At 54.3% G+C, this 14,137-nt stretch carries 10 protein-coding genes; 2 read left to right on the top strand and 8 right to left on the bottom strand.

The window, feature by feature from the left end; translation table 11 throughout:
- A partial coding sequence (locus ACF8AM_RS20460) for a universal stress protein (protein ID WP_392557428.1) occupies positions 1-984 on the top strand: 984 nt, incomplete at its 5' end.
- A 195-nt stretch (positions 985-1,179) separates the two neighbouring features.
- Here ACF8AM_RS20460 and ACF8AM_RS20465 read toward each other — a convergent pair.
- The 3 genes from ACF8AM_RS20465 to ACF8AM_RS20475 form a co-directional block, all read right to left on the bottom strand.
- On the bottom strand, positions 1,180-2,127 hold the full coding sequence (locus tag ACF8AM_RS20465) for a universal stress protein (RefSeq protein WP_392557429.1): 948 nt from the start codon (positions 2,125-2,127) through the stop codon (positions 1,180-1,182).
- A 398-nt stretch (positions 2,128-2,525) separates the two neighbouring features.
- Positions 2,526-3,437: a universal stress protein gene (locus ACF8AM_RS20470; protein WP_392557430.1), complete on the bottom strand. Its 912-nt coding sequence runs from the start codon at positions 3,435-3,437 to the stop codon at positions 2,526-2,528.
- On the bottom strand, positions 3,434-4,888 hold the full coding sequence (locus tag ACF8AM_RS20475) for a sigma-54-dependent transcriptional regulator (protein ID WP_392557431.1): 1,455 nt from the start codon (positions 4,886-4,888) through the stop codon (positions 3,434-3,436). Before ACF8AM_RS20475 ends, ACF8AM_RS20470 begins: the two co-directional genes overlap by 4 nt.
- A 594-nt stretch (positions 4,889-5,482) precedes the next feature.
- On the opposite strand from ACF8AM_RS20475, the gene ACF8AM_RS20480 reads away from it, so the two are divergent.
- A complete protein-coding gene (locus ACF8AM_RS20480) occupies positions 5,483-6,955 on the top strand; it encodes an ATP-binding protein (protein ID WP_392557432.1) in 1,473 nt (490 codons plus the stop codon).
- Between the two features lie 46 nt (positions 6,956-7,001).
- Here the strand turns inward: ACF8AM_RS20480 and ACF8AM_RS20485 are convergent, their stop codons facing one another.
- The 5 genes from ACF8AM_RS20485 to ACF8AM_RS20505 all read right to left on the bottom strand — a co-directional run bounded on the left by ACF8AM_RS20485 (position 7,002) and on the right by ACF8AM_RS20505 (position 14,136).
- Positions 7,002-7,340, bottom strand: a complete 339-nt coding sequence (locus tag ACF8AM_RS20485; RefSeq protein ID WP_392557433.1) for a zinc ribbon domain-containing protein YjdM — start codon at positions 7,338-7,340, stop codon at positions 7,002-7,004.
- Positions 7,341-7,498: 158 nt separating this feature from the next.
- Positions 7,499-10,054, bottom strand: coding sequence for a chemotaxis protein CheB (locus ACF8AM_RS20490; protein WP_392557434.1), 2,556 nt, complete (start codon positions 10,052-10,054; stop codon positions 7,499-7,501).
- A complete protein-coding gene (locus ACF8AM_RS20495; protein ID WP_392557435.1) occupies positions 10,041-13,313 on the bottom strand; it encodes a chemotaxis protein CheB in 3,273 nt (1,090 codons plus the stop codon). Before ACF8AM_RS20495 ends, ACF8AM_RS20490 begins: the two co-directional genes overlap by 14 nt.
- A gap of 144 nt (positions 13,314-13,457) precedes the next feature.
- On the bottom strand, positions 13,458-13,910 hold the full coding sequence (locus tag ACF8AM_RS20500; protein ID WP_392557436.1) for a response regulator: 453 nt from the start codon (positions 13,908-13,910) through the stop codon (positions 13,458-13,460).
- Entirely contained in the window at positions 13,852-14,136 is a 285-nt protein-coding gene (locus tag ACF8AM_RS20505) for an ATP-binding protein (protein WP_392557437.1), read from the bottom strand. The genes ACF8AM_RS20500 and ACF8AM_RS20505 overlap by 59 nt, the downstream gene beginning before the upstream one ends.
- Position 14,137 lies beyond the last annotated feature (1 nt).

Raw genomic sequence — 14,137 nt, forward strand, 5'->3', positions numbered from 1 at the left:
GTCACCGCTATCAGCGATCGGGCGATGCCATTCGTCAATTGGGATCGCATTTCATTTTCAGGAGTCGATGTCATGCGCAATGTTTTGCTCGCCGTTGATGGGTCGAAACCATCAGAAGAAACGGCAAAATTTGTCGCTCGCCTTCCCCATTTTGATCCGGTTGAGCTGACCGTGGTCACGGTCGTGCACCGACGGTTCGTTCACGCTAGCTACTCGACCAACGAGTTGATCGAAAAGGCGTACGAACAAGATCGGGCGAACGCACTGAAGAGCCTGGAACGAGTGGCAACGCTGTTCGAAGGTGCCAATGTGCAGGTAAAAACGGAACTGATCGAAGGTGTCGTTGGCGAGTCAATTGTCGAGAAGGCCAAAGACATCAAAGCCGATTTGGTCGTCGTTGGAGCGACGGGCCACTCACAAATCAGTCGCATTTTGCTGGGAAGCACCAGCGACTTTGTGGCAACCCACGCTCCGTGCAGCGTGTTGGTGGTTCGCCCCGAAGCGTTGCCGAGCAACGGAGAATCGCTCAAGGTTTGTTTGGGTTACGAGGGCACGGGGCCTTGCCAGGCTGCTCTCGAAGAACTGATGGAGAGTCCTTGGCGAGGACAAACGGAATTGCATGTGGTTCTGGTGGCTGCCTGCTTGAATGAAGTCTACGCCGACCCGAATTGTGTGCAGCATTACAAAAAGGAGTTGAAACAAGCGAAAGAACAGTTGGAGGAGGTTTCCGATCATGTGATCACGCACTTCCTCGAAGATGTTCACTACGGCGAGGCCATCACTCGATTCGTGGAAACGCACGGGATGAATTTGGTGGTGCTTGGCGAAACCCCTCGGTCGCATTTCAGTCGCTTCTTGTTGGGAAGCACTTCCCAGTACGTGCTGCGTCATGTGCCGTGTAGCGTGTGGATCACTCGCAATCGCACGATTGAGGGTTTGAAGCACAAACAAGTGGAGTCCAAATCCAAGCCCGCTTTAAGCTGATTCGCATCGTGAATGCGATTGCTCTGGATTCGAACTCGCCCGTCATTCCTTTGGCGGGCATTTTTTGTTGACACTTTTGACCGGAGCATCGTTGCCTGGCGGTCGTGCCGCTTTCTGGTGCTGAGCTTGGCGGGTTTCTGGACGGTGCACCTCAAGCCTGCACGACCTTGAGGCCAGGCCGAATCGGCGTAGGTCTTAGGTGCCGGCCATCGACTGCTCGGCAATTTGACGGTGTGCTTGAGCACGGTCTTCTTTGTCTCGCACGATCAACACACTGCAGTCTGCATGACGCAGCACGTAGCGCGACGTGCTGCCTAAGAACACTCGGGTGAGCAGTCCACTGTCACTGTCGCCGGTCACAGCCAAGTCGCAACCGTGACGCCTCGCATATTCGACGAGGGCTTCTCCGACGTGATCGGCTTCGACCAAGTGGGTTTCGGTGTTCAATCCGAGATCCTGCAGTTTGGTTTCAAAATCCAAGATTTGAGCTTGGGCTTGTTGGTACTGCGATTCCCAGAGATCGGCGGCGTGCTGCCGCAGGTCTTGTCGGTAAAACGTGAACCGATCCAAGATGCGAACCAGATGAATCTCAACGTTGGGACGCACCTTGAGTTCTTTCAGCCACGACAGCATGCGTTCGTCCTCGGGCCGACCTGAGAGAGCGAGCATGATCTTTTGCAGTCCGAGTTCAACGCTGGCTTCTTTCGGTGAACGCACCACCAACGCACTTGTGTCGGCATGAGTGGCCACGTAGTCCGAGACGCTCCCCAACAGGACGCGTTCGATGGCTGAGTGTCCGATCGCTCCCAGGACAATCAGGTCGGCATCGGATTGTTCGGCCGCGTCCAACAGCGACGAGGTCGGAGGACCAATTGGCACATGGGTGTGCACTGAATGGACGTGGTCCCGGGACTCCAGGTCGTTTGCCAAACTCGAAATTGCTTCGCGGTTGCGAACCGTCTCGATGTCCAAGAAGGCACCGAAGTCCAATGGCATCGCCATGGATCCGGTGTCCACCATCATGGGTGGAGCAACCACGGACACCAAATCAAAGTCAACGGGTTTTCGAAACGGCAGATGAGATGCAAATTCGACGGCCCGTTGGGCATAAGGAGAAGAGTCAACCGCCAGTAGAATTCGCATCGTTTCGTTCCCAACAAAGGAGTGTCAAGTTGAAGTGTCTGGGCGAGGGATCAAAGCGATCTGTCTCGCAATGTTCTGCTCAGAGCTGCAACCTTCAGGCCATTGGGAAATGCAAGGAAACGGAAGGAAATGTGTGACAAGATGGCACGCTTGCTAGCCCATCGCGGTGTCACAGGGCGGTCGAACCGCACACCACGTCGAAGATGCCGCTCCGCCATCGACGACTGCCTTGACCATCGCGATCGGAAGCGGGATCGATGAATCGCAAGCGTGATCAGGCAGCTCCTTCCGCGCCACCAAATCGTCGTGTTCTCCGGATTGGATTTGATGCCCGAGGCTCATAGGGGCGGACACCTGAGAAGGCGTGTATGGATTGGATTCGATCGCAGACTTCTGGATCAGCGAACAACGAGGACCGATTGAGAGGCGTGGCGGAGAACGAAACGGCTGACGCTTCCCAGCATGACACGCTCGAACAGGGATTCGTCTTGGTCACCAACAACGATCAAGTCGCAGTGGTGCGAATCGGCATAGTCGACAATGGTTTGCCCGACATGCGAAGATTCCACCAGCATCGGTTGGACCTTCATGCCAAGTGATTCCAGGTGCGGTTGTGTCGATTCAATCAGCTTCCACGCGGCCGAGCGGACCTCTTCCATGTAGGAGGAGACCTTCTTCAGCAAGTGAAGTTCATATTCCGGGTGAGTTTCCATCACGTGCACCAGATGGACTTCCGTTCCCGGTTGCAGTTGCAAAGATTCAATCGAGGCTGGCAAACGGGAATCAGGTTCGGCGTTGCTGATTGCGACGACCACCCGTGAGAACATGCTCTCGCGGGTCGCTGGTGCTGGCTCAACCGAACGATGGATCAAACAGGTGCAGTTGGCTCGGTTCGCCACGTAATCCGATGTGCTTCCCAGCATGATTCTCGCGATCGCGGAGTGTCCCACTGAACCGAGGACAATCCAATCAGCCGAAATTTGCTCTGCCAACGCCAATAATTCGCGGGCTGGAGTGCCTTGTCTGACGAGCGTTTCGCAAGAGGAGAAACGTGAACCATACTTTTCCACCCATTCGTCGAGGTGCGTCTGTTCCGCATTGATTCTGGACTCGATGGCTTCTTGGGGAATCCAAGCCAGATCTGCTTCGCCAACTTGGTATAGCGAGGGTTCCGGAAGAACGGTCGCAAGTGAGACGTTGCATGATTTTGAAAGGTGTGACTCTGCCAAGGCTTCCAGTGCGTTCTGAGCCGGCGGCGACGAATCCATTCCAATCAGGGTCGTCAACGTCGATGGTTTTTCTTCGCTCATAAGGCTTCTTCCGACGGCAGGTTTTGTTCGAATCGTTCAAGCAAGCGATAGAGTTTTCGACGGTGGATTCCCAGGTGTCGAGCCGTTTTCGCTTTGTTGCCGCCGAGTTGTTCGAGGACCTTGAGCACATGGGCTTTGACAAGGTCGTCCACTTTCAGGTTGCTGTCACCGAGCGAAAAGATGGGTTCCGATCTGGTTGGCGTGGCGGTTGCGAAAGTTTCAGTCCCGGACGCTGTGGATTGTTCTTGTTCTCGAGCGACTGGTTTCCAACGGGCGGGCGCGGTCTGGCTCGTTGCTGGTTCAACGATCTCTCGCGGCAAGTCATCCATTGTAATCACTTGATCGTTTCCCAGGATCGTGGCGCGTTCAATCACATTGATCAGTTGGCGGACGTTTCCGGGCCAAGGATAGTGGGCCAGCGTGTCCAGCGTTTCTGGGGTGAAGGACCATCCGGTTGGCAAGAAGTGTTGAAGCAACTGTTTGATGTCGCCTTCCCGTTCTCGCAGTGGAGGTAGGTTCAGGGTCAGAACATTGATTCGATAGAAGAGGTCTTCGCGAAAACGTCCTGCTTTCACCTCTTCATTCAGATCGCGATTGGTTGCCGCGATCAACCGAACCTGCACCTTGCGTTCGCGGTGGCAGCCGATCCGGCGGAGAGATCCGTCTTCCAGAACCCGCAACAATTTGGGTTGCAACTCCGGTGGCAGTTCACCGACCTCATCGATGAAGAGCGTGCCGCCATCGGCGATTTCGAACAGTCCTGGTTTGTCGGCTGTCGCTCCGGTGAAGGAGCCTTTTTGATGACCAAACAGTTCGCTTTCGACGAGTTGCTGTGGCAAGGCCGCGCAATTGATGGTCACAAACGGACGATCCGCCAGATCGCTTTGTTGTTGGACGGAACGGGCCACGACCTCTTTGCCTGTGCCGCTTTCACCCTCGATCAGCACCGGTTTGCGAGTCGGAGCAACCTTGGAAATCATGCGACCGAGGTCCTGCATCGCCACCGAGTCGCCGACCAGTTTGGGGGAGGGACGGTTTCGGGTGACGATCGCTTTGAGTTGCTGGTTTTCCTTTTTCAGTTGTCCGCGTTGACGAGCGAGTTGCGCGCGGTGTTCGAGGTCGGCCAACGAGCATGGCTTGGTGAGGAAATCACAGGCCCCCATCTGCATCGCTTGCACGCAGGCTTCGATGGTTCCTTTTCCCGTCAAGAAGATGACCTCGACGTCGAACGCAGCTTCTTGGACACGCTGCATCAATTCCAAGCCGTTCATTCCGGGCATGTCGATGTCAAATACTGCGACGTCGAAATGTTCTCGGTCCAGCAAGGTCAGTGCTTCGGCGCCGCTCGCCGCCATCCGCACCGTGTGCCCCATTCGTTCCATGAATTTGCCGCAACTGCGCCGGTAATCGTCTTCGTCGTCAACGAGGAGCAGTTTGATGGTTTGGCTCATAACGGGATTGTCAATCAATTTTGGGCGGAGGTTGGGATGGCCCTGCCTCATCTGCGATCTTTGTTCCAGAGCCAGATTTGCATGGAATTCGCCCTTCGACGGTCTGATGCGTGCGGTGAAGGGGCACTCGCTGTGACATATCGCACGGGTGGGCGAGTAGGCGGCGGGAGGCTAACGCCTGCGAGGCCACAAATTGAGGGGCGAGAGCATCGGATTCGCGGCAGTGTGCAGACTGGAGTCCCGTGTTTCCGTTTCTCGTGAGTGTGGCATTGCTGGATTGCGTAGCAGACTGTTGATTTAAACCTTTCCCAGATCGAAGGATCAGCCGACGATCGCTAGCCCGCGGTAATCGGAAACGAACCGGACGCGATCGCGTTCCGGCTGACTAAATCAACAGCCTGTTAGGTGGTAGCTTCGCCATGGCACGTCGTTCGCGTTGGGGGCACGCTTGCTCTTCGTATTGATCGTCATTTGCTCAATGCCATAGCGAGCCATGTTTGCTGATCTCAGTCCGCATCCCACTCTTCATCATCGCTCAGCGAACAAATGCCGATTTGCTAAACAGGCGAATGTCATTTGTTGTCTAGGTTTCTCATGCGTGTTCTCAATCACATACTTGTTATCGAAGACGACGCTGAATCAGCCGAGTCTTTGTCCGATGTGCTGTCTGTTGACGGTTTTGATGTCACCACCACCGGGTGCGTTCATGAAGCGTTGCAGGTTCTCGGCAAACAACGCTTTGGTTTGATCTTGTCGGACCGCCGATTGCCCGATGGGCTGATCGAAGATCGTTTGCAAGAATTGTTGGTGGCCAGTGCGAAAACGCCTGTCATCGTGGTGACGGGGTACAGTGATCTGCAGACCGCGATCGATGCTTTTCGTCAGGGCGTGTCTGACTATGTGATCAAGCCGATCATCCCGGAGGATCTCATTGCGACTGCGCGGCGGATCATTGACCGGCGAATTTTGGAGCGACTGTTTCAGAAGGCGCACGCGTTGGCCGCGCGACTGCAAGCGACCGCCGAGGCGGTGATTCTGGTGTTGGATTTTGACGGCCAAGTCATCCACATCAATCGCTTTTTGACCGAACTGACAGGCTGGTCTCAGGAAGAATTGATCGGAGAGAACTGGCTCGAAAAATGTGTGTTCCCACAGGACCTTCAGCGTGTCGCTCAGCACCTGGAAACAACCGCAAGACTGGGGGCATCCCGCGGATTCACCAATCAAGTTCGCTGCAAAAATGGCGAGATTCGCGACATTCGTTGGTCGAATTCCAAGTTGCAGGACGACAACGGCAGGGGACAATACATTTTGTCAATTGGAATCGATGTTTCTGATTTGAGCGAAGCGAATCAGCGAGTCGTTCGAGCGGAGCGATTGGCCGCGATCGGCGAGACCGTTGCTGCGCTAGCACACGAAAGCCGCAATGCAATTCAACGGATCAAGGCGGCATCAGAGGTCCTCGCCATGAATGTCCATGGCCACGCGGACTCGGAGGAGGAAGTGACCGCGGTTCAGCGAGCCGCAGAAGATCTCTCAACAATGCTAGAAAACGTCCGGTCGTATGCGGCACCGATTCAGACGGAATTGCAGCGAGTTGATCTGAGAGAGGTGTGGCGTCAGGCTTGGGAAGATTTGAAATCCGAACGCGAGGATCGAGACGTCAAACTGAAGGAATTGACGTCCAATTGCGAGCACCTTGTCGAAGTCGATGCGTCCCGGATGACGCAGGTCTTCCGCAATCTGTTTCTCAATGCACTGGAGGCGACTGAAGGGCCCGTTCAAATCGAAATCCGTTGTGATTGCGACGGCGATCACGTGTGTCTGAGTGTGTCTGACAATGGGCCTGGGCTCAATGAAGAACAGGCGACCCACTTGTTCGAGCCCTTTTACACGACTAAACCCACGGGAACGGGATTGGGAATGCCAATCTGCCAACGCATTGTGGAGGCGCATGGGGGATCCATCCAGGCACTCGAGCAGGCCTCTGGTGCCTGCATCCAGGTTCGCGTGCCGCGAGAGACGGCTGCAGCGGCGACGCGCTCCCGCGACTTTGCTCTATCGTGAGTGGTCGGTGTGAGATTGCAACGTGTCGGACCAGCGAGCTGTTCGCTCAGGCCTTGCGAACGAATTCGGACTTCAGCCCCATGGCGCCGATGCCATCGATTTTGCAATCGATGTCGTGATCGCCGTCGACCAGGCGGATGTTCTTGACTTTGGTGCCGACTTTGACGGTCTGGCCGGCGCCTTTGACTTTCAGGTCTTTGATCACGACCACGGTGTCGCCATTTTCGAGTGCATTCCCGTTGGCATCGCGGATGATTTCTGCTTCCGCAGCGGCATCGACATCCGCTTGCGACCATTCATGGCCACAGCTTGGACAGACCAGCAAAATGCCGTCTTCGTAGGTGAAAGTGCCATCGCATTCAGGGCAATTCGGCAGGTCGCTCATCTTCGCAAGTTGGTTTTGTAGGATGGAATCTTCTAAACGACCATTGTTGCAAAATGAGCAAGGGCGCGTAGTGGCCTTGCCGATTCACGATTTGGACGACGTCCCTGTGGAATTTCAATGCCCAAACTGCTCACTGAATTCGAGCCAAACCTTCCTGCTTAGGTGTCGCTTGGATGGTCGGGCTCCGCTTCGCTTGCCAACGTTTTCAGATCCAGGATGTTCACGATTGCACCCTTTCGTTCCGCTCCGCTCTTATAGGGGACCACTCGCAGCAAGACCCGTTCGTCTCGTGTCGTCGTGATTTCCTTGACGAAATTCTTGCCCGTCAACAATACGGAACGGATCTGATTGCTCAGGTCAGCCAGCACCATGGAGTGCGTGAAGTTGGTCAGCGAGCGACCGATGTCATGGTCGACCAGATTGAAGTAACGGGTGGCGGCGGGAGTGAACCGGCGGATAAACAAATTCTCATCGACAAAGAGTGTTCCGATGTCGGTGCTGCTGAGCAGATTTTCGATGTCTTCTGTGACTTCCTGGAGTTCGGTGATCTTGCGGTGGTTCTCCGCGTTCACGGAATAGAGTTCTTCGTTGACGCTGTGCAGTTCCTGATTGGTGCTTTGAAGTTCTTCGTTGGATGCAATCAATTCTTCATTGGTTGATTGCAGTTCTTCATTGCTGGCTTCGAGTTCTTCGATCGTGGCGCTTAAGCTTTCCTTGGCAAACGCTAGTTCTGCTTCGATGGCGTCGTATTGGTCACCGGGGCGCGAGACGCGGACTACTGTTTCAACCGTCCGAGACGATTGCGAGGGCGTGCCGAACTCAATGAACCAAACGAATGACGCAGCAACCTTGCTCTTGAGGGTCCGTACCGTCACATCGGCGTAGCGGGGGTGGTCACCCACTTGAAAAGGAACGTCTCGGATCACAATTTTGGAATGCTCTTCTTTGGCGGATCGGACCAATGCAGCGCCAATCGCAGTGCGGGATTCCCCACTGAGCATCCGCAGCAAATTGCCGCTGAAGCGTCCCGTCGTGTTCTGCAGGTAGTCATTGGCGTCACCAAAGACATGCAGGACGTTGCGTTGTTCATCCAAAAGCACGCCACATTTCACAAACTCGCTCAGAAGTGAGTCATATGCATCCAGGAGTCCCGTAAAGCTAAGTTGTTCTGGTTTATCGCGATTCAGGATGTTGACCAGCTTGCGTGGGGCTCGCTCGATGGCTCGCAGTTGCTCGTGTGATTTGAGAGAAGCAGGCAGGGTTCGAAGTTTTCGGTAGATCCGCCAGGTGAGATCGAGAGATTCAAATTCGTCTTGCAGTTTGCCGGGGGTTTCGCTGCTGCCCAGCATCATCAAACCATCTTTTTCGAGCGAAAAGTGGAGTGAAGCAATCGCTGAATTCTGGGCTTCGGGTTTGAAGTAGATCAGCATGTTGCGGCAGGTCACAACATGAATCTTCGTGAATGGCGGGTCCTCAATCAGATTGTGTTGCGCAAATACGATGTGACGTCGGATTTCCGGCGTGATGCGGTATTGCGTTTTGTTGACGGACGTGAAGAATCGCGTTTGTCTTTGACGCGAAACAAACTCAAGTGATTCGGCTGAAAACAGTCCCCGTGCAGCACGATCCAGTGCACCTTGGTGGGCGTCGGTGGCAAGCACTTTGAAGTTGGGTGAAATACCTTGTCGGTCGTACGCTTCGGTTCCGATCATGGCCATCGTGTAGGCTTCTTCCCCGGAAGCGCAACCAGCCACCCAGATGCGAAGTTCTTGGCTGGGGGCCAGTTGAGCGACGATGCGATTGATCCGCGTCTGCAGAGAAAAAAACGCTTCGGTGTCACGGAAGAATTTGGTCACACCAATCAAGAGATCGTGATACAGCGCGTCGACTTCAGCTTTGTCGGACTGCAAGAGCTCCGCGTACTGCTGAATGTCTTTGCAATTGCGAGATTGAATTCGTCGCTCCAGACGCCTGGCGACGGTGGATTCCTTGTACCCGCTGAAGTCGATGTTGTGTCGTTCGGAAAGCATCGAAAAGACAAGCCGAATCCCACTCAGCTCCTCGGTCGTCAAAGGATCGACGTTGGATCTTGCATCGGGTTCACTCGCGTGTACCCACAATGAAGCTGCAATTTCAGTTGGGGGCAGGACGTGTTTGACACATCGGGTGGCGATTGCATTTTTCGGCATGCCATCGAATTGTGCAGTTCCGGGAGTCTGCGCGTAGGTTACGCCACCACTGTCGTGGATCGCACGTATGCCGGCGGCGCCGTCGGATCCCGTACCGGAAAGCACGATGCCAAAAGCATTCGAGCCAAAGCAGCGGGCGATGGACTGAAACAGTAGGTCAACGGGACGTTGGATTTGGTCTCGGTCCATGTCGCTGGTTACAAAGTGACCGTCTGTCACAGTAAGGTTCTTTTTGGGCGGAATCAGATAGATCGTATCTGGCTCCAATCTTGCTCCGTTCTGAGTGTTGACGATTTTCATGGTCGTGAACCGAGCCAAGATTTCGTCCATCAAACTCTTGAAGTCCGGCGATAAGTGCTGAACAACGATGAAAGTCATCCCGGTGTCATCGGGGAGATTGCGGAACAGGTTTTCAATTGCTTTCAAACCACCCGCAGAGGCACCAATTCCCACCACAGCATGGATGCCGGGTGAACCGTCGGCTTTTGGCGGGGGAGCGGCTGGATTTGGGTTACTGATGTTCACTGGAACCCTTTTCAGTAAAGCCTGGTGTGCCAGGATTTCTGTGTTCTCTCAATGAAAGACAAACGACGGTGCCTGGCCCGGTGTTGTGTTCTAGCCAGATCCTGCCGCCGTGCCGGATGACGATGCGTTTGCAAATGGCCAAGCCCACTCCAATCCCCGGAACGTCTTGTTTGAACCCGAGTCGTTTGAAGATCGTGAAGACTCGTCCAGCGTGCTGGTCGGAGACCCCGATCCCGTTGTCGGAAACACGGACATTGATAAAACCGTCTTCTGCTTCCGCCGTGATTTTGATGCGTGGGGCGACGTCCGAACGATACTTGATCGCGTTGTCAATCAAGTGAAAAAACAACAACTGCAGTTGTTCACGGTCGCCTGTGACGACAGGAAGATCGCTCCATTCAACCTCTGCACCATGGTATTCCAAACTAGATGAAAGGTTCGAGAGAGCGTCATCGATCGCGTCGCTCAACGGAACTTGGTCGAGTGGTCGTCCCAGTGTGTTGATGCGTGAATAAGTGAGCAACGCATCGATCATCATGCTGAGGTTGGAGGCGCTGTCCCGAATGACTTTGGTGGACTTCAAGACTCTTTGTTCGTCATCCTCTTGGGTGGCTTTGTCAAGGATTTCAGCATACTGCGAAATGTGACGCAGCGGGGCTTGGAGGTCATGAGAAACCGCATAGGCAAAATCTGGCAATTCCTCTCCTACCTGCGTCAGTGTCATCAATGTTCTTTGCGCCTGTTCCGCCTGTTTGATCGCAGTGATATCGGTTGTCGTCAGGACGATCCCACGGACAACACTTTCCTCCGTGCGATAAGGTTGCATTCTCTGGAGATAAACTCGTCCATCGGAGTTCTGAACTTCGGTTTCTCTGGATTCACACGACGCGAGAACCGCTGCCGCGTCGGACAGAAGGTTGGGACTGTCAAGTTTGTAAGCGATGTGATTGATCGGCCGCCCAATGTCCTGCTCCATGACATTGAAGGCGGCTGAGATGGCAGGGGTGAACATGCGAATGCAGAGTTCGTTGTCAAGAAAGATGGTCCCGATATCAGTGCTCTTCAAAAGATTGTCCATGTCACTGGTGAGCTGCGTGAGCTCTTCAATCTTTTGTTTGTGCTCGGAGTTCACTGTGTACAATTCTTCATTGACACTGTGCAGTTCTTCGTTCGTGCTTTGCAGTTCTTCGTTTGAGGCGATCAGTTCTTCGTTGGTGGCCTGAAGTTCTTCGTTGCTCGATTCTAACTCTTCGACGGTTGCTTGCAGCGTCTCGCGTGTGTAAGCGAGCTCTTGTTCTAGGTTTGCAATTCGTTCGCCGGACAAATCGTCGGTTTGGAATCGTTCGACAATATCATCATTGTCGTCGATTTCTCCGTGCACCTCTTCAATGCAAATCAGGTACAGACTCTGACTGGACTTTTTGTATGGTTCGACGGTGATTTTGTATATACGGTCTGGTGTTCCATCGTCGGACGGGACCCGGATGCCATCGAAGATCGCGGGAATGCCTTTCTGCTTTGCGCGGTGTAACGCCGCGCTGGTTGCGGTTCTCAATTCGAGGCAGAGCATTTTGAGGACGTCCAGGCTGGGACGGCCTTCGGGTTGAACGAGCAGTTTCCTGGCATCGCCGAACGTATGAATGACTTCGTTGAAATCATTGACCATCAAACTGGGTGGAACGTGCTTGGTCAGCAGGTCTTCCATGGCGGTCGAGATCCAAGCCTGGCGGTCTCCCTGCGGTGCAACTGCAACAAACCCAGACTGCTTTTCACGAATGACTGTGCTGAGAATCGGAGTCATCGGCAGGCGAGCGGCGTCTGGCAAGCGAACGTCACGTCGCTTGGCGTAGATTCGCCAATGGCGGTCCAGGGTTTCAAATTCGGTCGCCAGATCGCCGACCGTTTCGCTGGGACCGAGAAACATCACGCCTCCGGTTCGCAGACCAACGTGAAAGAGTGATAAGATCCGCTTTTGGATCTTCGGTTCCAGGTAAATGAGAACGTTCCGGCAACTGATGAAATCGAGCCGGGTGAAAGGCGGGTCGTTGGTCAGGTCATTCGCGGCGAAAATCACCCGTTGCCTGATGTCACGCTTGATATGGCACAGCCCACCCGATTGCGTGAAGTATTTGATTTGCAAATTGGCCGGCACGCTCTCCAGCGACGTGATCGGGTAAACACCGGTGCTGGCCGTTTCCAGGGACGTGCGATGGACATCCGTCGCGAAGACCTTGTAATCGCAGGTGCGTCCTGCATTTTCCATCGCCTCATGGAACAGCACGGCGATGGAATACGCTTCTTCGCCCGTCGCGCACCCAGGGACCCAAATCCGGAGCTCTTCGCCGACTTCCGCCTTGGCAACGATGGATGGAATGACATCGGTGCGCAAGCGGACGAAAGCCGCTTCATCACGAAAGAACTGCGTCACCTCGACCAACAAGTCGCGGTACAGGGCCTCCGCTTCCTCCTCGTCCTTCTCGAGCAATGCGGCGTATTCGTTTGCATCACGAAAGCCGCCCATTTGCATGCGTCGCTCCAACCGTCGTGTGATGGTGGCCGGTTTGTACAGTGCAAAGTCAAGTCCGTGTCGCAGGCGAAACATTCGAAGGATGCTGAACAGCGCCGAGTCACTGCTGGGATCGTTCTCTTCGTCTCGATGCTGCAGGACGTCGCGGTCACGCGCCAGCGCGTAATCGATCAAGCGGTTGGGCATTTCTTCTGGTGTGCAGACCGCGTCGACCGCGTGTGACTGGATCGCGGCGCGAGGCATCCCATCAAAACCAGCAGAAGCCTCGGTTTGAACCAGCACGACTCCGCCATGTTCGCGAACGTCTTTGATGCCGCGAGAGCCATCACTACCGGTCCCAGACAACACAATGGCGACGGCGCGAGGCCCTGCGTCTTGAGCGAGCGAGCGGAAGAAAATGTCGATGGGAAGATTCAAGCCACGTTGGTGATCTTGTTGTGTCAGCAACAGCTTTCCGGCTGACAACGCCATGTTTTTTTCTGGCGGAATCAAGTAGACCGTGTTGGGTTCAACCAGCATTCCGTCGGTGACCTTGCGAATGGTCATCTTGGTATGTCGGGCCAGCAATTCATCCATCAAACTTTTGAAGTCTGGGGATAGGTGCTGAATGATAACAAACGACATGCCCGTGTCAGGCGGCATGTGGTCAAAGAATTTCTCGATGGGAGCGAGTCCGCCCGCGGATGCACCAATACCGATCACGAGCAAAGGTTGATTGTTGGAGTCGCTCATGAAACGTGCTTCAGTGAAGTGGTTGATCGTGGTGATTGCAGTATGAGTCTTCGCATGTCTTGGTGGCCGAAGCTAAGACGATTTTTTAACTCACTGTCATGCGGAAAGCATCCGTGGATTCGGTATTCAGAGCCGATCTGACAGTTATTTTTTGGGAAGTTTGACGACGTTGACCCAAAATTCTTGGACGCTTTGGATGACTTTGAAAAATTGGACAAGGTCAACCGGCTTCACGATGTAATTGTTCGCGGCAAGTCCATAGGACTCATGAATGTCACGTTCTTGGCTCGATGTTGTCAGCACCACCACCGGGATGGCTTTGATGTTGTCATCCGAGCGGATCTCTCGGAGAGCTTCGCGTCCGTCCATTCTCGGCATGTTGAGATCCAGTAGAATCAGGTCGGGACGCACGGCATTTTCGTATTGTCCCTCCTTTCGAAGGAAAGCAAGGACTTCTTCCCCGTCCCAAACATGGTGAATGTTGTTGCGGATTTTACCTTGCTGAAGAGCGTCGATCGTGAGTTCCGCGTCGGTTTCGCTATCCTCCGCCAATAGGATGTCGATCGGAGTTGCGGGTTTGGTGGGCTGAGTCGTCATGGTGTTGCTCGGGGAGAGAGGCGTCAATCTGGGTGGCGTGGGGAAGTGAGATTCGGAAGCTGGTTCCTATACCAACTTCGGAACGGAGTGCGATCGATCCTTGATGGCGTTCGACGATGCGTTTGCACAGCGCTAAGCCGATGCCGGTGCCAGGGATCTGTTCCCGGCGGTGAAGGCGTTTGAAAAGCTCAAAGACTTGGGCGTGATGAGGTTCAGCAATCCCAATG

Origin of the sequence: Rhodopirellula sp. JB055, from assembly GCF_043100905.1 — a bacterium.
GTDB lineage: Bacteria > Planctomycetota > Planctomycetia > Pirellulales > Pirellulaceae > Rhodopirellula.